The sequence below is a fragment of the Streptomyces sp. KL109B genome (assembly GCF_030766935.1).
GTDB lineage: Bacteria > Actinomycetota > Actinomycetes > Streptomycetales > Streptomycetaceae > Streptomyces.
In genome coordinates, this window is record NZ_JASERL010000020.1 from 1 (window position 1) to 23,391 (window position 23,391).

Genomic DNA, 23,391 nt, shown 5'->3' on the forward strand with positions numbered 1-23,391 from the left:
CTCCTCCGGGCTGAGGGGCCCGTTGGCGGTCTCCTCGGTGGCGTCGACCTCGGGCAGGGTGGCGGCCCAGTGCTCCATCGTGAACGGCTGGTCGCGCAACCGCGCGGGCTCTTGGGGCTTCTCGGCCACGGTAACCGCGGTGCCACCGCCGGCGGAGGTGTCGGTGGACGATTCTTGGGCGGCCTGCGTCGGGTTGGGGCGAGAGCCGGTGGTGGCGGCCGCGCCCGCGCGGAGGTTCCTGCGCTTAGCCACGCTTGATCAGTCCCTTCGTCTCCATCTCCGTGACGAGTTCCCCGAAGGGGCCGCGAGCGGCGTTGTCGACGCTGAACGCGGTGGCCTGCTTGAGGTCGTCGCGTACCGGGATCATCACGGAGAAGACGTCCCAGCCGTCGTCACGCAGCATCCCCCGGATCTCCTGAGCGGACTTGACGCCGGTCCGCACACGGTTGAGGAGGATCCACACGGGCGGCGCCTTGCGGTCCGGGCGCACGTAGGCGGAGCGGGCCACCATGTCGGCCACGGCCGTGGAGGTACGCGGCGCGGTGACGCGCTGCCAGTCGGCCATGGACGGTTCCATGTGCACGATCGCCAGATCGGCGACCTTCAGTACGGAGTCGGCGATGTGCGGGTGGTTCTCGGTGTGGCCGACGTCGGCAATGTCGATGCCGTCCTTGAGGAGCGTTGCTTCAGTCGCGAAGGTGGCGGTCGCGTTCTTCTCGACGGGGAAGGGGAAGCCGCCGGCGGCCTCGGACCACTGGGTGAGGTGTTCGGACTCGTCGGCGTCCCAGGCCTGCACCATGTACCCGACTTCGTGCAGGGCGTGGGCCATCATCCCGGTGTCCGTGGTCTTCCCCATTGAGCGGGGCGAAATGTTGGCGATAAGCACGGCGGGTGTCTCTCTCCCCTGGGCGTGTGGTGCTGGTCCGCACGATGCTGCCATGCCGGGCAACGCGAAGGGGCCCCCACCTCCGTGAGGGCCCCTGGTTTCGCGCGGTCAGTTCAGTTCGGGGAGCTGAGCGGCCTTCAGCAGTGCCTGGACGTTCAGCTCCTGGCCCGGTTCGAGCATCCGCTCGCGGCGGGCTGTGGAGGCTTCGACGATCGCCTGGACCTTGGCCTCCTCCTGGCGGTACTTCCACTGCTCCCGGGCGACCTCGCCCGCCGCGGTGATCGCGGTGGTTCGGGCGACGTTCTCTCCCTTGATGTGCTCCATGGTCTGCTCGTGGAGCTGGGCGCGTTCCTCGCGCCGGTCCGAGCGCCACAGAGGCGCGCACACCGCGTACACCGCGGCGGTGCAGCCGACCCACAGCAGCGCGGCCAACTCCCAGCTCGGGGTCCAGGCGGTGAGCCCGGCGACGACGAGCGCGGCCGCGCCGCCGAAAGACATCCGCATCGTCTCGTTGTCACCGTGGACCTTGGCGGCCGACACACACCCCGCACACCCCGTGAACACGGCCAGGGTGCCAGTGATCCACAGGGGAGCGAGGGTACCGTCGTGCTCGCCCCAGCCCCACGCGAGCGCGGACATGCTCGTCGTCACCGCGAGCGGCGCGAAGCGTCCGAAGTGCTCCCATGCACGGCGGGCGAGCGAGACCTTGGGCGGCAGCATCGGGGCGGCCTGGAAGGTCGCCGGAACCTGATTGCGCTTCTCGATCAGGTAGAGCGTCGGATCGAACGGTACGGGCGTCTTGTCGTTCACAGGTCCCTCTCCAATCCGGGCTCGGGGGTGGTGGTTTGGCTGAAGTACCGGTCGTCGCGCGCTTGGCGTTCGGCCTCCTCCCGCTCGCGGCGGGCGGAGGGAGGCAGGATCGTCGCGCGCTCCTGCGGGGTGAGCAGCCCGTTGTTCTCGCGGTAACTGCCCATGGCCGCGACGATGTCCTGGCGGGTGAGGCGGTCGCCCTGGTCCTTGAAGGCTTCGGCAACGCTGTGCGTGGCGTCCATGAAACCGGGGCTCTGCAGGGTCTCGTGGGCCTTCGCCTGCGCTGCGGCGCCGTCGACGGGGAGCCCCTCCTCGAGGAGCTTCCAGACCTCGCCGCGGTCGGTGTGCCCGCCGATCGCGTTCATGTTGTAGAGCAGGCCGTCGTCGTCGTAGCCGAGTTGCCGCAGTTCCTCGGAGCCCGCTGGGCCGCCGATGAGGTGGACCACGGCCTGATGGCGGACGTCGGCGGGGTCGTTGCTGTACCGGCTGAAGTCGCCGCGCAGGTGCGGGTCGACGTACGCGCCGTGAACCGGGATGCCGTACGCCTCGGAGAGGGTGACGTGCGCGGCCTCGTGCGTACGGACGGCCTGGGCCCAGTCCTTGGGGTCGACGTGGCCCTCGGCCCAGCCCTTCGCCCATACGTTCTCGTCGTTCCGGATGCGACGCATCACTGCACCTCCCGTCCTTCGTCGCCGATCTCCTGCTGCCGGGCCTGGCTGTCGCGGTACCGGCCGTCGCGCTCGCGCCGCTCGCTCTCCTCGCGCTCGCGCCGCTGGTCGTTGCTCGCGCCCATCTCGCCCCAGACGCAGACGGTGGTGCCCACGGAGGCCACGGCCTTGCCGCGGTACATGACCGTGCCGTCCTTGGTGACCTCGAATCCGTGCTCGCCCTTGGCTGGGTCGTCGTGTACGACGCGCTTGCCGTTTATCGAGATGCCGCGGTGGTCCAGCGTGACCTCGTGGCCAGCGCGGTCGACGGTCAGCTTCGCCCGACCGCTGCGCGCGTTCTCGCGGTCCCACTGCCAGGGGTTGAACTCCTCCTTGTTGCTCACCGCTCCACCTCCTGCGGGAAGTACGGGGTCATCGGGGTCGCGTCGCGCACGTACAGCGGGTGGCGGGGGTGGCCCTTGCCGGTGAGCCCCAAGCACTCCAGGGAGCGGCCCCGGCTGGCGAGCAGGGCGACGACGGCGCGGGCCTGCTGGGCGCGCTCGGGGCGGGTGACGTCTCCCCAGGCGGCCACGATGCGGTCCGCCTCGTTCGTGGCGTGGACCAGGGCGGCCTCGTTGAGCGGGCCAACCGGGTCGGCGTGCCCGCGCAGGTGCGCGGGGTTCTTCGAGCGCAGGGCGAACAGGTTCACCACGGTGATGCCGCCGTGGCCGGCTGCCTTCGCGAACGCGGTGCAGCGGCGGATCGTCGGGTCGTTCTCGACGTGATCGGCGGTGGAGGGGTTGAGCATCACCCAGACCATCGGGGCGGCGTCCTCGTTCCAGACCCGGTCGAGCCGGTACCGGTACTCGCCGCACGGGCTGAGGGCTGCCGAGCCGGACGCCCCGGTGTGCAGGAACTCCAGTCCGTGGGCCTCGGCCCAGTCGGCGGCGCCCGGCCGGGCCGGGCCCGCCGTGGCGGGCTCCGGCTCGACGGCGAACATCGGCAGCTGCACGCCGCCCTTCATCTGCAGGTTCTGGCGGCGGGTCACCACGCCACCTCCAGCGGCTCGCCGGTGACCGCCTCGACCATCGCGGACACGATGACTTCGGCTACGGGCGGCGTGACCGCATTCCCGTACTTCCGCACCTTGTCCCGCTTGCTGCCGGTGACGATGTACGTGTCCGGGAACGCCATGGCGGCGCCGATCTCGTGGGGCTCCAGCATCCTGAACCGCACGTCGCCCAGGTCGACGTTCTCCTCGACCTCCGCGAGCGACCAGCGGTCGCGAGTGGTCACGGTGCCCACGGGCTCCTCGACCGTGCGGGCCGTGCCGGTGCTGTAGTACGGGATCAGCAGACGCTGACCGGTGACGAGGCCGTGGTGGTTCCCGCTCGCGCTGACCGTGCCCACGGGCTCGTCCACGCCGTACGCGGTCTTCTTCGACCCTCCGCCCCGGAGACTGATCTGGAACGGCGGGATGGCCAGTCCGGTCTCGTTGCGGGCGGTCTGGGTCCGCATCGGCTCCTCGGTCGACGTCGCCACCTTCCCGTCCCGGCCTTCGGTCGGGATGAGCAGGGGCGGCACGGCCAGGGCGTCCGTCTCGCGGGTCGTGCGGGTCGGCATCGGCTCATCGACCGACACGGGCTCGGTCCTCCAGGTCCCGCCGGCGGGCACCGTGAACGGCTTCGCGAACTTCGCGATGCCCCGTGCGATCCGCTCCATGGTGGCGTCGGCCAGCGGCTCGTCCCGGTCCGCGATCCGGCGGCCCTCGATCGACCAGTCGATGACCGCTGAGGCGGGCATCACCTCGGGCTCCACGATCGCGTTGCGGCACTTCGCGTTCGGGCACCGGTACCAATACTGGCCGTTGCGCCCGTACGCGCCCATGTCGACGTGCAGGCGCTTGAAGACCTGCATGGCCGACACCGTGGCGTCGCACGCCCGGCAGTACGCCTTGGGCCGCAGCCACTTGTTCCAGTCGGGCGTCCGGCCCAAGCTCTTGAGCCAGTAGGCGACGAACAGGCGATTCCTCGACTGCGGAGCCCTGCGACTCCCCCGAGCCTTGACGTGCATGGAGTTGACCGCGATCACGCGGACCTCGTACAGGCCCTCGCACCGCAGTTCGCGGAGCCAGCGGGACCACTGGTCCCACTTGCGGCACTCCACGACGTTCTCCACGACTCCGCACAGCACGGGCTTGCCCCGCAGGATCATCGCGTTCAGGTAGCGCGGCACTTCCTCCATGAGCGCGCGGGCCCGCTTGATCTCCGGGTCCGGCTCGCTCTCCCCGAACAGCACACCCTGGGTGGAGTTGTCGAAGTCCCGGCGCTTGCCTCGCGCGTTGCTCCAGGGCGGGCACGACGGGCTCGCCCAGAAGATGTCCGCCCGGGGGAACCGGGTGATGTCGGCGCGGGCCACGTCGCCCTCGAAGTGATCGGCGGCGGGGAAGTTGCGGGCGTGGTCCTCCACGGCGTCCTTCTTGTGGTTCGCCGCAAAGATCAGTTCCGTAAGGGGCTTGCCCTCGCGGTCCTTGACCGCGGTGGCGCCCTTGCTGGAGCCCCCGACCCCGGCAAACTCGTCGTAGACGGTCAGCACGGTCCCGCCTCCTCACGCAGAACGTGATCGGCGGTCTCGGCCGACAGTTGGTCGCGGACCTTGTCGACGAGCACGGCCGGCGGCACCCACAGGCCCTGTGCGCCCTTCCACGGGATCGGCAGGGGCAGGGCGGTGACCTCGTCCAGGACGTGGTGGAACTGGCCTTCGGCGGCCCACAGGGAGCACAGCGTGCGCTCGCCGGAGCTGTCGTGGCAGCCGGTGATGCGGGCGACCGCGATGACGGCACCCAGGTCCATCTGCAACCCGCGCACCACGGCGGCCACCAGGCGGCCGGAGCGCTGGTCGACGGTCTTCCCGGCGTGGATGAGGAGCGGGCCCCGGTAGGAGGTCGGCCATGTGCGGTTCTCGACGCGCTTGTCGGCGTGGGCGATGGCGGCGGCCCAGGGCTGGCGGATCGTCAGGGCGCGCATCAGATCACCGCCCACACGGACTTGCCGATCGCGACCAGGACAAGCCCGATCACCACGGCAACGACGAGCACGGCGCGGCTGGCCTTCACCAAGGCGCGCAGTCCCAGGGAGAGCCCGAGCGCGGCGAGGACGATCAGCAGGCCGTACGCGGTGGCGGCGCGTAGGACTGCGTCGACGAGGCTCTGCCCGGCCTCGATCGAGCCGATAAGGAGTAACAGGCAGACGACGAGGATGGCGCCCGCGATCAGGCGCTCGCGCAGGCGGTTCACCGGGTCACCTCCCGGTGGGCCTCTGCTGCCGTCTGGTGACGACGGGGTCCACGGCGGCCGCCGCTTCCCTTGATCTGGTACATGGCCTGGTCGGCCTGGCTCAGGGCCTCGGACAAGGTGAGCCCCTCGGCGATGACGCCGCCGATGGAGGCTCCGACTTCGAGCTGCTGGCCGTGCCAGTCGACCGGGGCGGTCAGCAGGTCGTGCAGCTGCTCGATACCGGCGCGGAAGTCGGTGTCCGACATGACCAGGGCGAACTCGTCGCCTCCAAGGCGGCCGGCGACGCCGTTCGAGGCGCCTGCCCACAGGTGGAGGCGGTGTCCGGTGGCCTTCAGTACGGCGTCACCAGCGGCGTGACCGTACGTGTCGTTGACGGCCTTGAAGCCGTCCAGGTCGATAACGGCAACGGCGGTGTTACCGCGCAGAAGGCGACGCAGAGCTGCCTTCTCCCACCCGTCCCGGGTGAGGAGCTGGGTCAGTGGGCAGTGCCGTGCGGCGGCAAGGCGGCGGCGGGAGAACAGGCCGTAGGTCGTCCAGCCCGCCGCGAAGGGCGCTGCGCTGACGACTTGTTCGATCAAAGACATGGGTGCCTCTCCATCAAGGCGAGAAGGAAGGCGGGCCGCCCTGGTGGGGCGGCCCGCCAGGGGCCCTATCGGGCGGGGTGCGGCCGCGCGGGCTGCTGCTGCGATTGGCGTCCGTCGCGTTCGTGGGGCTGCGGGCGGACCGGCAGAGGCGGGCGGGCGCTCACTTGCGCGCCTTGATCCCGCTCATGGCCTGGCCGTGGCGCTGCAGTTCGGCCTGCGCCTTTCGGCGGGCCTCTTCGGCCTTCTTCGCGGCGTCGGCGGTCGCGCTCATGCGCTCACCGCCGTCTGGCAGGTGCACCGGACGGCCGTGGGCTTGCCGTTGCGGCGGATCACGACGGTGTCGAACCCGTCGCAGTCGTCGCACGGGGTGCTGAACGCCGGGCCCTTCTTGCCCACCAGTACGAGGCGAGCGCGGCTTACGGGGGCCGGGATGGAGATACCGGTGGTCCGGCTGGGAGACTTACGCATGGAGATCCCTCCGAGTCAGGGGTGTTCCGTGTCCGGAAGGTGTTCGCGCACCTGTCCGGATGGCGGCTGGGAGCTGTAACTCCCAGCCGGTTGAGGGGTCGGGCCTGCAAGCCCGGCCCCTCTTCGTGCCTTACTGAGACCAAGCTAACCCCCAAACTCTTGAACTTCAAGGGTCTGGGGGTTAGATTCTTCCTGTACCGACCGAACAGAGGTGGACATGGAGAGTGGCCTGATGGTCCGAGACAGGGCTCCGACCAGCGGTGTCCCGCACGCTCGAACCCATAACCTCTTGGAGTCACGGAATCCAAGACTTCAAGGGGAACAGATGGCGGACAACGGCCCGGCTGCGAAGCGCACTTCGAGCCAGCCCAGCGAGTTGCGCCCGAAGTACGTGCCGATGCGAGACGACCAGTACAGCGACCTTTCCGCTCTGGCCAGGGACTTGATGGACGCTCGCAGCCGCAAGATCGAACGCATCACGGAGAACACGCTCATCCGCGTGGGCATCGATCTCCTGCTCGCCCACCCCGAACTCCTCGCAGGCGATACAGAGGAGGAACTGCGGGCGAACGCGATCGCCTGGATTCGCAGGTCCGAGACCGCCAAGCAACACAGAGGAGAAGGGAGGAAGGAATGACTGCGACTCCGCAACTGACCAAGACACACAAGGTCCTGGTTGGCGTCGTCGGGGCCGGCGCGGTCGTTATTGCGGCCATCGGTTTCGCAGGGTCGTACTCGGCCGTGCGTGAACTGGCCCTACGGAAGGGCTTCGGGGACTTTTCGTACGTCTTCCCGATCGGCATCGACGCCGGTATCTGCGTGCTCCTCGCGCTCGACCTGCTGCTGACCTGGCTCCGGATCCCGTTCCCACTGCTGCGGCAGACCGCGTGGCTGCTGACGGCGGCGACGATCGCGTTCAACGGCGCGGCCGCGTGGCCCGATCCGCTGGGAGTCGGCATGCACGCCGTGATCCCGGTGTTGTTCGTCGTTGCTGTGGAGGCGGCGCGGCACGCGATCGGGCGGATCGCCGACATCACGGCCGACAAGCACATGGAGGGCGTGCGCATCACACGCTGGCTGCTCGCGCCTCTCCCGACCTTCCTCCTGTGGCGGCGGATGAAGCTCTGGGAGCTGCGGTCGTACGACGCCACGATCAAGCTGGAACAGCAGCGGCTCGTCTACCAGGCCCGGCTGCGCGCGAAGTTCGGCCGCGGCTGGCGGCGGAAGGCTCCCGTGGAGTCCTTGATGCCGCTCCGCTTGGCCCGGTACGGCGTCCCTCTCCACGAAACCGCTGAGGCGGGCCTCGCGGCGGCAGGCATTCCCATGCCCGCAGAACTGCAACGGCTGGATGTTGCTTCGGAGGTCCCCGAGCCTGCGCGCGAGTTGGATCCGGCTCCACTGCACACCGATCTCAAGAAGCCTCTCGCCCAGGATGAGGCTCAGCAGGACAACGACGAAAGGCAGTCGCCCCGGCTCGTTCCGGAGCAGGCACGCCAGGACAGCTACGAAGAGGACGTGGAGTTCGCGTCTGTTGCTCCGACGTACTGGGGCGACTACGCCACGGCGCCCAGCGCCGCCCGCGACGACGGACGTCCGGTCGTTGTTCAGGCCCGCGTGGACCTGGATGAGACAGAGGAGGCGGCCTGGGCCGAAGCATTCCAGGGGATCGGGCGTCAGGGCGGTCCCGAGCCGAAGCCCGAGCCCGAGCCGGAGCCGACTCCAGAGCTGAAGGGGGCCTCGTTGGTGGAGTACCTCTACCTGAAGCTTCCGTTGGAGGAGCGGGAGGGGGCGTCGGCCAACGCGTTGGCGCCGAAGCTGGCGACTCCTGCGGGTCTCACGGTGGGCACGACTCGGAAGTACTTGGGGCCGGTCATCAACAAGCACGCAACGGAAAGCGGTGACTGAGTGTCAGTGCCGCGCCGTACGGTGATCGAGAGGTCACCGGACTACCACCAGTAGGGCGCCCCCGGACGGCGCTGGTACCGCCGGAGCCGGGGACGACTTCGCGACAAGAGAGGGAACCTCGTGTCACGCAAGAAAGAGACTACGTCCAGCACCTCACCCCACCTTTCCGCAGGCCCGGCATCGCCCTGGTCCTGCGGCATCTACAAGCCGTCCGGGCTGCTCGAAGCCAAGAAGCAGCACCTGGGATACGCGGCCGCCGGCCTTCCGGTGGCGGAGTCCTCCGAGAACGGCAACCTGCCCGGCCCCTCGTTCGGCACGTTCTTCGACGTCGTCAACATGGTGGCGTCGCACTTCCCGTTGGGCGGATATCCGGGATTCGGGGTGGCGGCGGTGGCGAGCGCCGGCGTCGGCTACCTCGCCCTGAAGCAGAAGTTCGACCTGGGCAAATCCGGCCCGACCGCATCGCGGAACGCTGCGGCGAAGGTCGGGTTCGCGACTCCTGCCGAACTCAAGGAGTGGCTGTCCGTCAAGTCCATGCGGAAGAAGGTCGCGATTCTGCGGCCGTCGCTGTCCGGAGAAAAGCCCCGCTCGATCAGTGCGCATGACCTGGGTGTACACCTGGGCACGGACCTTCTGCACAGGAACGCTCTGTACGTCACGTGCGAGGACCTGATGCTGATGATCGCGCCGCCGCGCTCGGGCAAGTCGGCCCAGTTCGGAAATGCCGTGATCGACGCTGCCGGGGCGTGCATCGTCACCTCCACCCGCGGGGACCTGTACGAGCACACCCACGAACTGAGGGCCGAGCACAACCGGCCCATCTGGACCTTCAACGCAGACATCAGCGGCGTCCCGAACTCGGTCCGCTGGAACCTCGTGGAGGGCTGCCAGGACCCCACCACCGCGATCCGTCGCGCCGGGTACCTCCTCGCGGCGTTGTCCTCCGGGGAGGACATGGAGAACGCCAGCTTCTGGGAGGGGCACTCCTTCACGGTGCTGTCCTCGTACCTGATGGCGGCCGCCCTGATCGACGGAGACCTGGCCACGGTCCGCGACTGGGCCACGAACTCCACGGACAAGAAGCCCTTGGAGATCCTGACCCACGAGCGGCACCGGGCCCACGTCCCGCCGGCGTGGCCGCGCACCCTGCGGCAGATGCTGGACGCCCCCGATCGCACGCGCGAATCCGTGTACCTCACGCTCGTGCGCGCCTTCTCCTTCATGTCGCGGCCGGAGGTCGTCGACATCGTCAGCCCCCGTCCGGGCGAGCAGCGCTTCGACGTCCAGGACTTCCTCCGGTCCGGAGGCACGCTGTACGTCATGGGCCGCGACACCAGGAACGGCGGCGTCGCGCCGCTGTTCGCCGCGCTGATCGGGGAGATCTACGACGCCGCGTACGCCCTGGCGAATGCCTCGCCCGGCGGTCGCCTGGACCCCTACCTGCGCCTCGTACTCGACGAGGCGGCGGTCATCTGCCCGCTGCCGCTGCACATGTGGTCGGCGGACGCGGGCGGCCGCAACATTCAGTTGCTCATCGCGGTTCAGTCCCGCTCCCAGCTGCGCGAACGCTGGGGCATCAACGGGGCCGAGACCCTGCTGAACAACTGCGTGGAGGTCGTGCTCGGCGGCCTCGGGGTGGCGAAGGACCTGGAAGAGATCTCGCAGGTGTGCGGGGAGAAGGACGAAGAGGTCGCCACCGCGTCGACCACGGACGACGACAAGCAGTCGAGCACGAGGACCATGCGGCGCGTGCGGGTCATGCCGCCGGACGCGATCCGGCAGATGCAGATGGGTACGGGCCTCGTCCTCTACCGTCATCTGCCGCCCATCCGGTACCACTTCACCCCGGTGTGGGAGCGCAAGGACGTCAAGGCCAAAGCCAAGGCGGCCAAGGCGCAGGAGAAGCTGGAACGGAAGCTGAAGAAGCAGGGCGTCCAGGTCGCCGCACCGGTCGTGATGCCGCCGATGCCCACCGCGGCGCCGCCGCTTCCGGCTCAGCAGTCCGCACCCGAGCCCGCTCCGGCCGCCGAGCCGGGCACCGCGCCCGGAATCCCCGGTCAGCCCGACTGGCTGTCCAAGAAGCCCCAGCAGCCGTGGAGGAAAACCGGATGAGCGAGCGCAGTCGTGAAGCCGCTGAGGCCCCGCGTGACGTCCTCGCGCTGTGGGAGCGCACACGCACCCTCAAGACCGACTTGGGCGGCCTCGACGGGCGGCTGTCGTCCCTGGAGGAGTACAACCTCCCGGACCGCGTGGCCGATCTGACGATGACCGTGGACAAGCTCGCGCGGAAGCCGGACCCCCAGAAGATCCCGGTGTGGAACTGGTCCCAGATGGACTCCCAGAAGCAGGCGGAGCACTGGAAGTTCCTCGTGAGCTGGGTGTGGAACATCTTCAAGGAGCGGTTCCCGAGCGCCTTCCGCGACATGCTCGGCTACAGCGTCAGCGGCGCGGGCCCGGCCTGCTGGCACCGCCACGAGGAAGTCGTGGAATCGCTGACCGGGCTCATGAACGCTTGGTACTACGCGTTCATGGACCCGGAGTCGAACCCGATGCGGGTGACGGAATGGCTCGGCCGCTGGCTGCCGGATGCAGTCCGCCAGGGCGAGAAGGCTCTGGCGCAGTGCGTGAAGGAGCGCAGCCACCAAGAGCCCTTGGAGAACCGCGAGAACCTGGCGGTGCCCCAGGACCTGATCGCCCACATCCACACGCTGGAAACCGGCGAGATCCTCACCTGACCCGAGAGCAATGGAGAGGCCCGGACCGCATGGTCCGGGCCTCTTCTCGTTCCTCCCGCTCAGTCCGCTGACGGCACGGGACGGTCCTTCCACTCCCAGATCGCCCACGCTACGGCGGCCTTGACGCCTACGGCGTAGTCGCGGTCCAGGTCGGGCCAGTCGTTGCCCTCCAGGCAGTCTCTTGCGTGCGTACGCTCCCTGCCCACCTCCAACACGGTGTACGGGTAGTCCAGGGTCTCCCCGCTGATCGGGGCGTTCGGGAGTTCCCCGAGCAGCCACCCGGCCACCGTCCACACGCCGTGCGCCGCGGCGGCCGCGCGCCGTACTCGGTGGTCGTCGTCCTCGATGCGCACCTGAGCGTGCTCGCCGGCGCGGGACTGCCGCGCGGCGTCGTCCCGCAGCGCCTCCAGCTCCGGCCGCGTGCGACGGACCCCGCCCGGCATTCCGGGAAGGTCCGGCTGCGGCTTCGGCATCGGGGTGGGCCCGTACTCGTGCCCCGGCCAGGACGGCGTCGCCCCCGGAGCGATGCCCTTCGGCTTGGGAGCAGGCATCAAGTCGTCGATCGGGCGGTGGAGCCTGCGGGGACGACTCGGGTCAGTGCTGGCCATGGTGTCGACGGTAGCCGCGGGCGCTGACAGTCGGCCAGAACCCCGCCCGGCGGCGGGGCTACATCTCGACTTCGTGCCCGTCGGCTTCCAGGCTCTTCTCGACCTGCGGGGCGGACCGCTCGATGACCACGGGCTCGTCGCGCCGCGCGCGCTCGGCCTCCTCGATCTCGCGCGTCTGCTGCCGGTCGTCGAGGATCTCCCGCGCCCGCGCGGCGGACTGGACGGCCTTCTGCAGCTCCTCGGCGCTGAGGGCCGGAGAGTCGGCGTGCGCCCGCTCGTGGGCCTCGCGCAGCCGATCGGCCTCGCCGCGCTCCGGCTGTTCCAAGCCGCGTTCCAGCTCCGGCTCCTGCACGTCCTCGTGCAGTTCCACCTCCTCCGGCTGCGGCTCGGGCTCCGGGTCGCGCAGTTCCAACTGCCGCTTCGCCTCCTGCGCCTGGGCCCGCGCCTCCTCCGTGTGGGAGTGCCACGCCTGCCGCGCCCCGTGGACCCGTTCCAGGGCCTCGCGCTGCTCGGAGAGCTGGCCGGACATCTCGTCGTAGCCCTCGACGGCCTCCTGCAGCTCCTGCTGACGCTCGGGGTCCTCGGTCTCGCGGGCCTCGATCAGCTTCTGCACGGCCTCACGGCGCATGTCGGCCAGCGACTCGCTGACGTCACGGAGCTGCCCGGCGACGTGCGGCGGCGCCCACTCGGTCTCGCGCTCGTAGCGCTCCACCATCTCCCGCAGGGACGCGTCGGACGCGCCGACCAAGTCGACCCGGTCCTCCGGCTCACCCAGGGCCCGGTACGCGCGGTCCCAGTCCTGCCGGACGTCGACCGCCCCGCGGCCCGGCCGCTGCCCGATCGGATCCCGCTCGTGCTCCACCTCGTGGGCCTCGCGGTAGGCGGCCACGCTGCCCGCGCGCTCGACCCACCGCTCGCGCCACTCGGGAAGGTCCGGGACCGGGCCCAGCTTCCGGGCCCACTGCGGCAGTTCCTCGCCCGCCTCGGCGCGTTCCAGCATCTCCCGACCGAGTTCCAGGCGCCGCTCCTCGGCAAGTTCCGCCACCGCGCGGGCGTACTCGCCCTCGGGGCCCTCGATCTGCTCGGCCCGGTGCCGCCAGTCGGCGCGCTCCTCGGCCGCCTCCCGGCGCTCCTCCACGATGTGGTGGCGCTCCTCGCCGGCCTGTTGCCCGTGCAGCACCCCGACCGCGCTCTGCAGTTCCTCCGTCATCGTGGCCACCCCCCGCAGGTGGTCCTCGACGTACGGCGCCTGAGAGGTGGTCAGCGCCTGCGTGACCGCCTCCTCCTGCCGCTCGACGGCCTCCTGGACCCGCTGCTCGTCGGCCCGGACCTGACGGCGTTCCACGGCCTCCAGGTCGCGCTCGGCCCTCCAGTGCAGGGTCTTCGCCCAGTCCTTGGCGGTGTCCAGGCTCCGCTCAGTGATGCGCTCCATCATGGCGACACCGTCGTGCCCGTCGGCCTCGGCAGAGCGCCCGAGCCGGATCAGCGACTTGTACGCCTCGCTGTCGCGGACCTTGCCGAACTTCTCACCCAGCCGCTGGAACAGAACCGACCCGAACCGCTTCTCTGCGGCCTCGCCCGCCAGGTCCTCCAGCTCGAAGCTGTGCTTGGCCAGCGAGCGGGCCCACTGCTCCTCCTCGCGCCGCACCTGGGTGGCGCTCTTCTCGACGCTGGAATTCTCCAGGGTCTGCTTGTAGAGGGTGAGGGCGTCGGGGCGCTCCTCGCGTTCCACGCCCGGCTGGTCGACGCTCATGTAGGCGGTGTTGCGCTCGCGGCCGCGCGACATCGCGACGTAGAACGCCTCCCTGGAACCAGCCCCGTCCCAGTAGCTGTGCGCCGTTCCAACGGTGCGGCCCTGGGTGGAATGGATGGTGCCCGCGTACGCGAGATCCACGTAGTCCTGGACGTAGGAGGCGGGCAGCTGCACGGTGTCGCCGTCGTCGTACGCGACGGTGACCGCCCCATCCCTGACCCCGAGCACCTTCACGACGTCGCGGTTGGTCACGAACCGCTCGCCGGAGGCGGACACCATGCGGCGGTCGTTGTGCCGGAGCTGCACCATGTCGCCCTTGCCGACCGTGAGCCCCCGATCCGGGAGGTCGACGCCTTCGGGCTCTACCCTGCCCAGGCGGACCAGGTCCTGCCGGGCCCGCGCGGCAAGCTTGTCTGCGTGTTCCTGTGTCGGTGCGATGAGCACGGCGTCCTCGCCGGCCTCGTGGTCGGCGAGCCAGGACTGGTACGACGCTTCCAGCATCTCCTCGTGCGTTCCAGCCCGCAGACGCCCGCGGGCCTCGTACTCGGACAGGACCTCCGCGTCGCCCGCCCGGAGCCCCAGGGACGCCTTCTTCTCCCACTCGGCCTCGAACCGCATCACCTCATCAAGCTGGTGCACGTTCGGCAGATCCGCGGTGAGCTGGGTGAACATGCCTCCGGAGCCCACGGCGTCGAGCTGGGCGGAGTCGCCCACATACATGACCTTGGCCCCGGCCTGGTCGGCCAGGCGGCGGATCTCATCGAGCTGCCCGGTCTCGGCCATGGACGCCTCGTCAACGAGGACCAGCTGGTCGGGCCGCAGTTGGTGGGCCGCCTTCTCCTCGTCGGCCACGGCCTCGCCGGCGGCGATGCGCCGGTTGGTGTGCAGGAACTTCGCCACGTTCTGCGCGTTGGTGACGCCCTCGTCGGACAGCACGCGGGCGGCCCGCTGGCTCACGGTCAATCCGATGACCGGGCCGACCTCCCGCTTCCAGGTGTCGTTCAGGGCGCCCGCCAGACGGGACTTGCCCGTTCCAGCGGCGGCCGCGACGACTTCCATACGGCGCCCCGAGCCCAGGATCGAGCGGAACGCGGCCTCCTGGCCCTCGTTCAGCCCGGCCCCGGCCACGGCCTGGTCAATGACCTCCTTGCCGAGCGCCGGGGCGCCCAACTCTGTGGCCTTCTCGATGATCCGGCCCTCACGCCGCAGGTGGGCCTCCGTGGCGTACCGGCGGGCACCGTGCTTGGCGTACACCGACAGCCCGTCCTCACGCTGCAGCTCCGGCGGCAGGGGCACGAGGTTCTTCGCGGTCAGCCGCACCACGTCGGCGTCCCCGCCGGACTGCAGGGCGGCGTCCGCGAGTTCGTCGACCACAGACTTGATCTGGTGGCGTTCCAGCCCGCCCATGCAGTCGGGCAGCCGCTTCGTGATCTCGACGACGAGGTCACCGCGGCGCCATGCCGACTTCTGCTCCTGGGCCGCCTCGACGGCCTCGCGCACCACCTTCGTGGGATCGAATTCCAACTCGGCGGCGGGCCGTTCCAAGTCACCTTGTCGACGTTCCAACTCTTCGCTCGCGCGTTCCACCTCGGCTGGAACGTTGGCCAGAGACTCGCGGGTGTCGGCCACCATGTCGGCCTCCCACTGCGCAAGAAGCTGCTCGCGTGGAACGGCTTCGGTCTTGCCCTTGCGCTCGGAGAGGTTCACCCACTGGGCCATCCGCGACACCTCGTGCGCGGACGGCGGCCGCCCGTTGCGCTCCTCGAACTCGCGCGCCAGATCGGCGGTGCCCTTGGTGATGGTCTCGCGCCGCGAGCTGTACTTGTCGCGCATCTCCTGGCCGATCCCGACGACCTCGCGGGCCACCCCGTCCGGGCGCATCGCCGTACGGATGCCCATCGTGCGGTACAGGGCTTCGTCCCAGACCTTCTCCGCGATATGACCTGCGGCTTTGGTGTGCCGGTAGATCTCCTGCCCGTCGATCGTCAGCCACTTGGAACGCAGTTCGCCGGTCACCTGGTCGACAGAATCGACCTGGACCCGGTTCCAGATCCCGTTGTGCACGTGCAGCTGCGGGTCGTTGTCGCGGCTCGTGTGCTGGCGGAAGCTCGCGATCGTCCAGCGGTGGGCGTCCACCTGGCGGCCCGTGGGCGCCCCGTCGGCGTCCTTCGCGCCATGGCGACCGTCACGCGCGTACCCGGCCTCCTCCTGGAGGAATTCCAGCCCGGCCTGGACGCCTTCCATCACGCAGTCCCACACCTGATCGGCCCGCGCCGCGGCGGCCTGGGCGCCTTCCAGGTCCCCGGCCTCGCGCAGCCGCGCAGCCTCGACCTGGAATCCCGCGTGCAGGAGGCTGTACGACTTCGGCACGGAGAACGTGACGTCGTAGTACGTACGGCTCGACGGGGCGTTCTGGCGCACCTTCAGCTCCGCCTCGCGGCGCTGTTCCGGCGTCGCATCCGGCCCCAGCTTCTCCAGCGCGGCCTCGACCTTCGCCTCCGTCGACTTCGTGTAGTCGTACGGCTTCCGGCCCACCCGCGCGGCGTCGTAGATGGCCGCCACCTGAGCCCTGTACTCGTCCGTGCCGCGCTCGGCAGTGATCTCGGAGAGTGACTGCCGCACCTCCGCGTGAAGATGAGGATGCGTCAGCTTCGAGTACATGTCCGACATCAGGTCGTGGTCGACCTCGCCCGCCAGACCAAGATCATTCGCACCGTCCCCGAGCCAGATCCCGGCCGGCTCCCCGGCCTGCTCGATGGCCTTCAGGTAGTAGTGCTCGCCACCCTGACCAACCGCGTTGATCAGGTAATCCGGGTCGGAACCCGGGCTCACGGTGGCGGTCATGAGATCCACCGTAGGTGGCCATCGGATGAGAATGCAAGGGTGTGTTGTTCTTCAAAAAATGCTTGGATCTTGGAAATTGATGGGGTGTCGGTTCCCTTTGATCGTGTGGTGAGTGGTCGTTGGGTGATGGCTTCCTTACGGGATGGTCGTCTGGATCGTGTGGTGCTGCTACCTGTGTGGTGACGGGTGCCTGGCCTGCTGTGGTGCCCTGCGGGCAAATGGTGTTGACGCCTTAGGTGGGCGAACGGCTACGCTGCACAGCAGACGAGAGAGGCCCGGTCCCCCAACAGGGGTGCGGGCCTCTTCTGTTACCCACCGTGGTTCTGGGCGGCGGCCGCGACATCGCGCCGGCCCCGCCGAACGACGACCGTTCTAGCGTGTACACGCTAGAAATCTTCGTGCCTCCAGCCCTGGCTCCGCGCTCACGATGCGACGGCTCCGGGGCTCTCCTCTGTCTGCGGCATTCGGCTCGCTAGGCGCCTTCGGAGGGACTTGCGGGCCTTGGGGCCCGCTCCCGCACTGTCATCCCGGCGCCGCAACCGCTGCGCCCAACCCCGGTAAGGAGACCCCCATGTCCAACGAGCGCACGAAGATCGCCGTAGCCGTCATGGGTGCTGGACTCGTCGCCAGCATCGCCGTGCAGACCCCGGCCGCCGTCCCGGCCCTCACGCTCGCCCTCGCGGCCTTCCTGGCCGCGGTCACGTTCCTGAGGCTGTGAACGGCCGTGGCGTCACCACAGACGTTCTTGGCGCTCCCCAGTGGGGTGGCCGGCCGCGAGCGCGGCCGCGATGGCGTCGGCCTCGGCCCCCGCGGCGGCCGCGAGGATGGCGTCGCGGACGGCCATCGCCCGGCCCTGCGCGCCGCGCACGTCCGCGAGCGCGTGACCGCTAAGCCGCCGGCGGGACTGGAAGTCCAGGATGTTCTGCAGGCGGTCCCCGGTGAGCCAGTGCTCCGGGTTCTGACACGACGGCTCGTCGCACGCGTGCCGGACCACGGCGCCGTTGCGCAGGGCGGCGGTGCCGTGGTGGATCGCCCACCCGAGCACGTGGACGTTGACCACGCGGCGGGTGCCGCTCGCCCGGGAGCCGACCCGGAGCTTGCCGTGCCCGCTGTCGCTGATCGAGCCGAGCCACCAGTGGTGGTCCCCCGCCCCCGGCCCGCGGTACGTCTTCGCCTCGTAGCGGGCCACGATGGAACGGTCGGCGGCCAGCCGCTCCCACGGCACGGCCGGCGTCCCCGCGTCGTCGGTCACAGCGTGGTCCGTTCCAACTCGCCCCGCTCGCCCTGTTCCTCCGGCTCCACGGGCTGGAACGCCTCACCGCACGTTCCGCACAACACCGCCCCGCCTTCCAGGAAGGCGGGGGTCGCCCGCATCTGCCGGGGCGGCTCGCACCCGCACCGCACCGGCACGCGCTTGCCCGCGCGGCCGCGCCCGCCGCGCGGGCCGGGGTTGTCCTCGTCCTGCTCCGGCTCCGGCTTCCTGGCCTGCTCGGGAAGGTCGATCCGGGCGAGCGCGGCGGCGTCCAGGCGGCGGATCGACGCCGCGTACCGGCCCACCGTCACGGCCGTGATCAGCGACTCGCTGAACCCGATGACGTCCTGGGCCCGGCGGGGCGGCTCCAGGCCCAACTCGCTGGCCAGGGCCGCGAACTTCTTGTTGTGCCACCGCCCCGCGCACGAGGTGTCCCGGATGTCCCGCACGGCGGCGAGCGCGTGCGCGGCCTCGTGGAGCATCGTCTCCACGACCTTCTCCCCGCCCTTCGCGATGGCCTCGCCGGAGACGAACAGCTCCGCCTTCTTCCCGGCCTCGGCCGCGTCCAGCCAGCGGTCGACGGTGTGGTGGCCCCACTTCACGCCCTTGCGGCGGCCGGTGGGCTGCCCGCTGCCCGTCACGATCACGACGTCTGGAACCTCTGCGTGATGCTTCTGGATGGTCTTCCACGTCGCTTCCAACGTGGCGATGATCCGCGCTCCAGCCTGATCCGTCATGCCCAAATCCTAGCGTGGCCACGCTAAAAAGAGGCAGAGTCGGCCCGGGGCTGGAACGAGGGGGCTGCCCGCTGGAACGCGCGCGACAGCGCGGCGGGCGGCGGCCCCTCACTCGTTCCAGGCGGAGTACTCCTGGCGTACGTACGGGCGGCGGCTGGGGTCGAACTCGATCGACATCGGTCCGTGCGGTCCGGCGACGAAATGCGGATGCCGCTGGTCGAACTGACCCAGCTCCCACGACAGGCGCACGGCGTCGCTCAGGTACACCTCGTCGGGGAACTCGATCGCCAGCCGGTCGGCCAGGGCCGCCCGCCGCAACAGGTACTCCCGCTCTACGCCCGCATCGAGCGGGGCGCCGCTCCCCTGCTCGGCGGTCAGCCGCGTGGAGACCTCCAGCAGGTCCGCCGACTCCCGCATCAGCTCCGGGGCTCCCCAGTACGCAATGGGCGGCGCCGGAGCGTCGAACCCTTCCCCGGTCTGCGGGTCCAACATCGGCTCCCCCTCGCGCTCGTCGGCGGCGTGGCCCGTCAAGGCGATGATGCCCAGGCCAGCCAAGATCCCGTACCTCTTCGGCCGATTCCCGGCCAAGAGGCGTCCCGTCTGGCGGGAAGCCCCTTCCACCGGGTATCTCTACCGACACGGGAACGGGGCAAGGCGGTGAGCGGAGTGACCTTGGTGGAACTGCGGTGGCGTCGTCCGCCTGTGCCCGGCGACCGCCGCTCACAGCGGCAGAGAGCCGTCTCCCAACTCCGTGCGCAGGGACGGTACGGTCCCGAACTGCGCGACGTGATGCCCGCCTTCGTCGCGGTCGGCGCCGCGGTGCTCGCCCCGGTCCTCCTGCTCACCTGGCTGTACCGGGAGCTGGGGACCGGCGGCCTGGTGCTCGGCGCCGCGCTCCTCGCGGCGGCGTTCTACGGCGGGCTGCAATGGCGGCGGCGGATCCGGCGCCGGCGGGGCGGCCACTACACCGCGGCGGAGGTCGACCGGCTCACCGACCGCAGCATGGTGACGGCGGCGGCGCGGATGCTCACCCGCGACGGCTGGCACGTCACCGACCTGACGGCGCCCGGCTCCCCGCGCCTGTACGCCCGCGACCGCCACGGCCGCCAACTCGATGTCGCCTTCCGCCCGGTGCCGCCGGTCGCCGTGCTCCTCGGCCAGGAGGTCGACAGTCCTGCCCCTCTCCGTGAGGCGGGACGCGCCGGCGTCGACCGCGTGCTCCGGCTCGTGGTGCACCGCGGCACCTACAGCCGTACCGATGTGCTGTGGGCCTCGCGCCAAGGCGGCGTCCACCTCCTCGACGGCGCCCAACTGCAGCGCTGGGCGGACGGGGCCACCCTCGACGAGCTCGGGCTCCCCACTGGGTAACAGTTCAGAGCAACTGTTACCCGGCTGACCTGCACAGGTTCCAGAAGGCGGCCCTCATTTGAGGATCCGAAACGAGAAGTAAGATCCACAGGTGCACAGCGCCTCTTCTCTCCAGCCCCGCCAACTCGGCCGTGGCGTCGCCGCGCTCATCCCCCAGTCCAGCACGGAGGTCTCCGCGGCCGGCCAGGCGGCCGCCGCGCTCGCCGCGGTGCAGACCGTGCCGGTCCAGCTCGGTGTCCTCCAGGCGGCCGTGCTCCTGCTCGACCAGCTGGGAACCAGCGGCGCCGACGAGGAGACCCGGGCAACCGCAGAGGAGACCGCCCGCCTGCTGCGCACGGCGATGTGGCCCTCGAAGGAGTGACGGCGCTCCGGCGGCCGAACCGCGGGCATGGCCCCGCACGTCGCCCCCGGCATGACCGACCAACTCCCGAACCACCTCACGCAGCCCGGCCTGGTGCGCATCACGATCGAGGGCTCGGACCCGGAGGCCGTGCTCGCCGTGGCGTACGAGATCACCGCATGCCACAACATCACGGGCCCCGGACAGCCGCGCCCGATCCCCGGCGAGCCCGGGGTCTGCACCCGGCAGTACGCCTACGCCCGGTAGGACGCGGCGCCGACGAGGCGGGGCATCGGTACGGACCGCTTTCGTTTCCTGAGCTGGCTTGATCTCCGCTGTGGTGATCCCAGGTGCCGGGTTTCCTGATCCTTTGTCAGTGGCGGCTGCAAGCATGGACAGTTCGGCGGGGAGCTGTATCAGGGGGAGGCTGCATGCCTTGGGTCAATCCGTACGAGCGGGCGGACGGGACGAAGGTCCGCGGGTACTCGCGGTGGGCGGCAGGAGCGCGCCGGGAAATGGCGATATTCGTCGGCGTCGCCGTGGTCGTCGTGGCTGGCGGCAGCAACATGGGCGGCGCGAGCTCGGCGTCGCAGTCGGGATCGGGGGCCGGGCAGCAGCCGCGACCGAAGACGACGGCGGTCTACCCGGTGCACTTCCCTGGCTGGGAGGAGCCGAAGAAGCCGGAGCCGACGGTGTCGTACCCGATCCGGTTCTCGTCTCCGGGCGGTGGACGGTGATGCGGCGCCCGCCGGCGCGGCGTCCGCGACAGCGGCGACGTCGTCCGACCAAGCGGCAGCAGCGCCAGCAGGCGCAGTTCGCGGCGTTACTCGCGGCTGCGGTCGTGGCGTTCTCGCTCCTGGCCGCGATCGTCAACTGGCTGCTCACGAACTGGTGGCTGCTCGTCGTGCTCGCCGTGGCGGCCGCCCTCGCGGGCGCGGGGCTGCTGTACCGGCGTCAGCAGCGGGCCGTGTGGGAACAGACCCGGCGCCAGGGCCTGCGCTACGGGCTGCCGCAGCTCGACGGGCTGCACCACCGCGAGTTCGAGTACGCGATCCGGGACCTGATGCGCCGCGACGGGTGCACGGACGCCAAGCAGGTCGGCGGCGCCGGGGACAACGGCGCGGACGTGCTCGCCACCGACCCGCTGGGCCGCAAGTGGGTGATCCAGTGCAAGCACCGACGCAACGGGGAACGGGGCTCGGCCGTGGGCACGCCGGATCTGCAGCGGGTCAACGGCACGGCCCGGCAGCTGTACGGCGCGGACGTGGTCCTGGTCGTCACCAACGGCCGCTTCTCCACGCGCTGCGCGCCGCTGGCCCGGCAGCTGCGCATGCACCTGGCGGACCGCTCGGTCCTGGCGGCCTGGGCGGCTGGCTCGCGGCCGTTGTGGGAACTGCTCCCGAAGGTCCCACCGCCGCGGCGTCCCACACCACTGAGCTGAGGCGTGGCGAAGGCCCCGTCATTGCGACGGGGCCTTCGCCGTATCCGAAAGGGCGGGCGGTCAGCGCTGATGGGCCGGAGCGGTCGCGGAGTGCGACGGCGACGTGCCGGTCGGCGCCTTGCTGTCGTCGCCTCCGCCGCTGACCAGGGCCAGCAGGAGGAAGACGAGGGCCAGGACGCCGGTTCCGGAGCCGGCCACGACGGCGACGTCGCGCGGGGCGATGGACCGGCGATGCCCGCGCACGTACGTGCCGTCTCCACGGACATGGGGGCGGACGTAGGTGGTGGGACCGTACTGGACGGGCCTGGGGCGCGGCGGCGCGGCGCGGCGCGGCCGGGGAACCGTGGGCACGGCGGTACGCGGTCGGGTGCGGCGGTTGTGGCCCTTGACGTAGGTGCCGTCTCGGCGGACATGGGGGCGGACGTAAGTCACGGTGAGGAGTCCTCGCGGTGAAGGGGGGCGAGTGCGGTACCCCCAGGCGGGGCCGGGTTGTCCTCGGCGCAACATTCGACAGTAGCCCCGGCCACTGACAATCCCGTCCCGTCAACTCCCTTGCGGAGTAATGATGTTGGGCTCGCTTCGGCGCGGCGCCTGACGGATCCGTGCCAGCGGTGGGAACGCTGCAGGAGAGGGGCCGGTGTACTCCTCATGGCGCGGGTCCGGGAACGGTCCGTCTCGCGGTCCTGCAGCCGCCGGATCGCGTCACGTTCGCGCGATCGCTCCTCGGGCGGCGCCGTGGCGGCTCAACGGGCCTTTGAGGATGCTCAACGGATGTCGATTCTGGCCTCGTCGACGTCGGGGCGGGGGCGTACCGAGAGGCGGACCGTGCCGTCGTCCTGGGGCTCCATGGCGACGGCGTGCCATGAGCCGTCCCGGCCTCCCAGGGCGTCAGCCTCGAAAGCGGATGCGGGGAGGTCGAGTGATCCGCCGTGGTGCATCAGGATCGCGATCAGCATGGCGTGTGACATGTCCTGCGGGGTGGGCTGCACTGGGGTCCTTTCAGGCGCCGGCTTCATCTCGGAGTCGGGCGGCGCGAACGCGCGCGTCGGCGGCCTGCTCGGCGGCCTCGGGCTTGCCGTCCTCGGCGGCGATGCGCTCCAGCAGGGCGGCCTTGCGGTCGTAGACGACGGCTCGCTCGGCGGGGCTGGCGTCGGTCTCGTTCATGTGGTTGATGGCCTCGAGAACCTGGACCACCTCCTCGGCTGCGGAGAGGTGGGGCAGGTGCCCGGTGACGGGGTGTTCGTCCTCGCGGGCGGAGGGGACGTGCTTGCGGGCCCATGCGTCGAGTCGTCGCCCGGTGGCGGTCGGTTCGAGGGCGGCCTCGTGCAGGATCGGGGACCGGTACCCGCGGACCTCCGGGCCGTACGGCTCGACAAGGCTCTGCTGCCACTCGTCGACGGCGGCCTTGTAGCGCTCGTGGGCGGCCTGGCGGCTAATGCCGCCCAGGCGTTCGCCGATCTCCTCCCAGCTCGTTCCCTTCTGGCGTTCCCAGATCACCGCGCGCCGCAGCACCTCCTGCGCCTGCTCGACCAGGCCGACGCACTCCTCGACCATCTCCCCACCGTTCATGAACGCGTCGTTGGTCGGGACACCGGCGGCCGCCCGGTCGGCGAGGTCCCGCTGCTCGAACGAGAGGACCAGGCGAGCCAGGGCCGTACGGCTGTAGGCGAATCGGTCAGTGACGGGGTCGGGTCGATTCAATGTCATGACGTCAAGCT

Annotated in this window: 29 protein-coding genes; 10 read left to right on the top strand and 19 right to left on the bottom strand. The window is 70.4% G+C overall.

The features are described from left to right. The 11 genes from RBJ65_RS41480 to RBJ65_RS41530 all read right to left on the bottom strand — a co-directional run. The coding region (locus RBJ65_RS41480; RefSeq protein ID WP_306332208.1) for a hypothetical protein at positions 1–252 on the bottom strand (252 nt) is incomplete at its 3' end. Next, entirely contained in the window at positions 245–856 is a 612-nt protein-coding gene (locus RBJ65_RS41485; protein ID WP_306324142.1) for a plasmid partition protein, read from the bottom strand. The genes RBJ65_RS41485 and RBJ65_RS41480, both read right to left, overlap by 8 nt. 138 nt (positions 857–994) lie before the next feature. Beyond that, positions 995–1,696 carry a hypothetical protein gene (locus RBJ65_RS41490; protein ID WP_306324143.1) on the bottom strand — a complete coding sequence of 234 codons (702 nt, stop codon included), beginning with the start codon at positions 1,694–1,696 and terminating at the stop codon, positions 995–997. Then, positions 1,693–2,364: a hypothetical protein gene (locus tag RBJ65_RS41495; protein WP_306324144.1), complete on the bottom strand. Its 672-nt coding sequence runs from the start codon at positions 2,362–2,364 to the stop codon at positions 1,693–1,695. Before RBJ65_RS41495 ends, RBJ65_RS41490 begins: the two co-directional genes overlap by 4 nt. Then, the gene (locus RBJ65_RS41500; protein ID WP_306324145.1) at positions 2,364–2,747 is read right to left on the bottom strand and encodes a hypothetical protein; all 384 of its coding nucleotides are present in this window, start codon (positions 2,745–2,747) and stop codon (positions 2,364–2,366) included. Before RBJ65_RS41500 ends, RBJ65_RS41495 begins: the two co-directional genes overlap by 1 nt. Continuing rightward, complete coding sequence (locus tag RBJ65_RS41505; protein ID WP_306324146.1) at positions 2,744–3,391, bottom strand: DUF1643 domain-containing protein; 648 nt, start codon at positions 3,389–3,391, stop codon at positions 2,744–2,746. The genes RBJ65_RS41500 and RBJ65_RS41505 overlap by 4 nt, the downstream gene beginning before the upstream one ends. Beyond that, positions 3,388–4,938: a DNA cytosine methyltransferase gene (locus RBJ65_RS41510; protein WP_306324147.1), complete on the bottom strand. Its 1,551-nt coding sequence runs from the start codon at positions 4,936–4,938 to the stop codon at positions 3,388–3,390. The genes RBJ65_RS41505 and RBJ65_RS41510 overlap by 4 nt, the downstream gene beginning before the upstream one ends. Beyond that, entirely contained in the window at positions 4,932–5,369 is a 438-nt protein-coding gene (locus tag RBJ65_RS41515) for an ASCH domain-containing protein (RefSeq protein ID WP_306324148.1), read from the bottom strand. The genes RBJ65_RS41510 and RBJ65_RS41515 overlap by 7 nt, the downstream gene beginning before the upstream one ends. Further along, positions 5,369–5,638 (bottom strand): hypothetical protein, encoded by a 270-nt coding sequence (locus RBJ65_RS41520; protein WP_306324149.1) that lies wholly within the window; start codon positions 5,636–5,638, stop codon positions 5,369–5,371. The genes RBJ65_RS41515 and RBJ65_RS41520 overlap by 1 nt, the downstream gene beginning before the upstream one ends. Then, positions 5,635–6,222, bottom strand: coding sequence for a GGDEF domain-containing protein (locus tag RBJ65_RS41525; RefSeq protein WP_306324150.1), 588 nt, complete (start codon positions 6,220–6,222; stop codon positions 5,635–5,637). Before RBJ65_RS41525 ends, RBJ65_RS41520 begins: the two co-directional genes overlap by 4 nt. A gap of 267 nt (positions 6,223–6,489) precedes the next feature. Continuing rightward, positions 6,490–6,690 (bottom strand): hypothetical protein, encoded by a 201-nt coding sequence (locus RBJ65_RS41530; RefSeq protein WP_306324151.1) that lies wholly within the window; start codon positions 6,688–6,690, stop codon positions 6,490–6,492. Between the two features lie 325 nt (positions 6,691–7,015). Here RBJ65_RS41530 and RBJ65_RS41535 point away from each other — a divergent pair, with 325 nt between their 5' ends. From RBJ65_RS41535 to RBJ65_RS41550, 4 genes are all read left to right on the top strand, one after another. After that, on the top strand, positions 7,016–7,327 hold the full coding sequence (locus RBJ65_RS41535) for a hypothetical protein (RefSeq protein WP_306324152.1): 312 nt from the start codon (positions 7,016–7,018) through the stop codon (positions 7,325–7,327). After that, positions 7,324–8,595, top strand: coding sequence for a DUF2637 domain-containing protein (locus RBJ65_RS41540; RefSeq protein ID WP_306324153.1), 1,272 nt, complete (start codon positions 7,324–7,326; stop codon positions 8,593–8,595). Before RBJ65_RS41535 ends, RBJ65_RS41540 begins: the two co-directional genes overlap by 4 nt. 120 nt (positions 8,596–8,715) lie before the next feature. Then, on the top strand, positions 8,716–10,707 hold the full coding sequence (locus tag RBJ65_RS41545) for a type IV secretory system conjugative DNA transfer family protein (RefSeq protein ID WP_306324154.1): 1,992 nt from the start codon (positions 8,716–8,718) through the stop codon (positions 10,705–10,707). After that, a complete protein-coding gene (locus tag RBJ65_RS41550; RefSeq protein WP_306324155.1) occupies positions 10,704–11,330 on the top strand; it encodes a hypothetical protein in 627 nt (208 codons plus the stop codon). Before RBJ65_RS41545 ends, RBJ65_RS41550 begins: the two co-directional genes overlap by 4 nt. A 59-nt stretch (positions 11,331–11,389) precedes the next feature. Here the strand turns inward: RBJ65_RS41550 and RBJ65_RS41555 are convergent, their stop codons facing one another. Together RBJ65_RS41555 and mobF are read right to left on the bottom strand one after the other, a co-directional pair. After that, positions 11,390–11,938, bottom strand: coding sequence for a hypothetical protein (locus RBJ65_RS41555; protein WP_306324156.1), 549 nt, complete (start codon positions 11,936–11,938; stop codon positions 11,390–11,392). A gap of 58 nt (positions 11,939–11,996) precedes the next feature. Continuing rightward, a complete protein-coding gene (gene mobF / locus RBJ65_RS41560; protein ID WP_306332209.1) occupies positions 11,997–16,535 on the bottom strand; it encodes a MobF family relaxase in 4,539 nt (1,512 codons plus the stop codon). Positions 16,536–17,106: 571 nt separating this feature from the next. Here mobF and RBJ65_RS41565 point away from each other — a divergent pair. Continuing rightward, positions 17,107–17,253 (top strand): hypothetical protein, encoded by a 147-nt coding sequence (locus tag RBJ65_RS41565; protein WP_306324111.1) that lies wholly within the window; start codon positions 17,107–17,109, stop codon positions 17,251–17,253. Positions 17,254–17,265: 12 nt separating this feature from the next. On the opposite strand, the gene RBJ65_RS41570 is transcribed toward RBJ65_RS41565, so the two are convergent. The 3 genes from RBJ65_RS41570 to RBJ65_RS41580 form a co-directional block, all read right to left on the bottom strand. Beyond that, on the bottom strand, positions 17,266–17,787 hold the full coding sequence (locus RBJ65_RS41570) for a hypothetical protein (RefSeq protein WP_306324112.1): 522 nt from the start codon (positions 17,785–17,787) through the stop codon (positions 17,266–17,268). Next, positions 17,784–18,524: a hypothetical protein gene (locus RBJ65_RS41575; RefSeq protein ID WP_306324113.1), complete on the bottom strand. Its 741-nt coding sequence runs from the start codon at positions 18,522–18,524 to the stop codon at positions 17,784–17,786. Before RBJ65_RS41575 ends, RBJ65_RS41570 begins: the two co-directional genes overlap by 4 nt. A gap of 108 nt (positions 18,525–18,632) precedes the next feature. Continuing rightward, on the bottom strand, positions 18,633–19,079 hold the full coding sequence (locus tag RBJ65_RS41580; RefSeq protein WP_306324114.1) for a hypothetical protein: 447 nt from the start codon (positions 19,077–19,079) through the stop codon (positions 18,633–18,635). A 102-nt stretch (positions 19,080–19,181) separates the two neighbouring features. Here RBJ65_RS41580 and RBJ65_RS41585 point away from each other — a divergent pair, with 102 nt between their 5' ends. From RBJ65_RS41585 to RBJ65_RS41605, 5 genes are all read left to right on the top strand, one after another. Further along, the gene (locus RBJ65_RS41585; RefSeq protein ID WP_306324115.1) at positions 19,182–19,892 is read left to right on the top strand and encodes a hypothetical protein; all 711 of its coding nucleotides are present in this window, start codon (positions 19,182–19,184) and stop codon (positions 19,890–19,892) included. Between the two features lie 91 nt (positions 19,893–19,983). Beyond that, complete coding sequence (locus RBJ65_RS41590) at positions 19,984–20,253, top strand: hypothetical protein (RefSeq protein WP_306324116.1); 270 nt, start codon at positions 19,984–19,986, stop codon at positions 20,251–20,253. A 27-nt stretch (positions 20,254–20,280) separates the two neighbouring features. Next, positions 20,281–20,499 (top strand): DUF6207 family protein, encoded by a 219-nt coding sequence (locus RBJ65_RS41595; protein WP_306324117.1) that lies wholly within the window; start codon positions 20,281–20,283, stop codon positions 20,497–20,499. A gap of 164 nt (positions 20,500–20,663) precedes the next feature. Then, positions 20,664–20,969 carry a hypothetical protein gene (locus RBJ65_RS41600; protein WP_306324118.1) on the top strand — a complete coding sequence of 102 codons (306 nt, stop codon included), beginning with the start codon at positions 20,664–20,666 and terminating at the stop codon, positions 20,967–20,969. Further along, positions 20,969–21,673 carry a restriction endonuclease gene (locus RBJ65_RS41605; RefSeq protein ID WP_306324119.1) on the top strand — a complete coding sequence of 235 codons (705 nt, stop codon included), beginning with the start codon at positions 20,969–20,971 and terminating at the stop codon, positions 21,671–21,673. The genes RBJ65_RS41600 and RBJ65_RS41605 overlap by 1 nt, the downstream gene beginning before the upstream one ends. A gap of 60 nt (positions 21,674–21,733) precedes the next feature. Here the strand turns inward: RBJ65_RS41605 and RBJ65_RS41610 are convergent, their stop codons facing one another. The 3 genes from RBJ65_RS41610 to RBJ65_RS41620 form a co-directional block, all read right to left on the bottom strand. After that, positions 21,734–22,105, bottom strand: coding sequence for a hypothetical protein (locus RBJ65_RS41610; protein ID WP_306324120.1), 372 nt, complete (start codon positions 22,103–22,105; stop codon positions 21,734–21,736). Between the two features lie 332 nt (positions 22,106–22,437). Beyond that, entirely contained in the window at positions 22,438–22,641 is a 204-nt protein-coding gene (locus tag RBJ65_RS41615) for a pRL2-19 (protein WP_306324121.1), read from the bottom strand. Between the two features lie 31 nt (positions 22,642–22,672). After that, positions 22,673–23,380, bottom strand: a complete 708-nt coding sequence (locus tag RBJ65_RS41620) for a hypothetical protein (RefSeq protein ID WP_306324122.1) — start codon at positions 23,378–23,380, stop codon at positions 22,673–22,675. Positions 23,381–23,391: the final 11 nt, after the last annotated feature.

Bases quoted from the DNA above. Each gene is read 5' to 3' on its own strand.
- RBJ65_RS41485 (WP_306324142.1), bottom strand. From the start codon at position 856: ATGGGGAAGACCACGGACACCGGGATGATGGCCCACGCCCTGCACGAA.
- RBJ65_RS41495 (WP_306324144.1), bottom strand. From the start codon at position 2,364: ATGCGTCGCATCCGGAACGACGAGAACGTATGGGCGAAGGGCTGGGCC.
- RBJ65_RS41515 (WP_306324148.1), bottom strand. From the start codon at position 5,369: ATGCGCGCCCTGACGATCCGCCAGCCCTGGGCCGCCGCCATCGCCCAC.
- RBJ65_RS41525 (WP_306324150.1), bottom strand. From the start codon at position 6,222: ATGTCTTTGATCGAACAAGTCGTCAGCGCAGCGCCCTTCGCGGCGGGC.
- RBJ65_RS41530 (WP_306324151.1), bottom strand. From the start codon at position 6,690: ATGCGTAAGTCTCCCAGCCGGACCACCGGTATCTCCATCCCGGCCCCC.
- RBJ65_RS41535 (WP_306324152.1), top strand. From the start codon at position 7,016: ATGGCGGACAACGGCCCGGCTGCGAAGCGCACTTCGAGCCAGCCCAGC.
- RBJ65_RS41540 (WP_306324153.1), top strand. From the start codon at position 7,324: ATGACTGCGACTCCGCAACTGACCAAGACACACAAGGTCCTGGTTGGC.
- RBJ65_RS41550 (WP_306324155.1), top strand. From the start codon at position 10,704: ATGAGCGAGCGCAGTCGTGAAGCCGCTGAGGCCCCGCGTGACGTCCTC.
- RBJ65_RS41555 (WP_306324156.1), bottom strand. From the start codon at position 11,938: ATGGCCAGCACTGACCCGAGTCGTCCCCGCAGGCTCCACCGCCCGATC.
- mobF (WP_306332209.1), bottom strand. From the start codon at position 16,535: ATGACCGCCACCGTGAGCCCGGGTTCCGACCCGGATTACCTGATCAAC.
- RBJ65_RS41565 (WP_306324111.1), top strand. From the start codon at position 17,107: ATGTCCAACGAGCGCACGAAGATCGCCGTAGCCGTCATGGGTGCTGGA.
- RBJ65_RS41575 (WP_306324113.1), bottom strand. From the start codon at position 18,524: ATGACGGATCAGGCTGGAGCGCGGATCATCGCCACGTTGGAAGCGACG.
- RBJ65_RS41595 (WP_306324117.1), top strand. From the start codon at position 20,281: ATGGCCCCGCACGTCGCCCCCGGCATGACCGACCAACTCCCGAACCAC.
- RBJ65_RS41600 (WP_306324118.1), top strand. From the start codon at position 20,664: ATGCCTTGGGTCAATCCGTACGAGCGGGCGGACGGGACGAAGGTCCGC.
- RBJ65_RS41605 (WP_306324119.1), top strand. From the start codon at position 20,969: ATGCGGCGCCCGCCGGCGCGGCGTCCGCGACAGCGGCGACGTCGTCCG.
- RBJ65_RS41615 (WP_306324121.1), bottom strand. From the start codon at position 22,641: ATGTCACACGCCATGCTGATCGCGATCCTGATGCACCACGGCGGATCA.
- RBJ65_RS41620 (WP_306324122.1), bottom strand. From the start codon at position 23,380: ATGACATTGAATCGACCCGACCCCGTCACTGACCGATTCGCCTACAGC.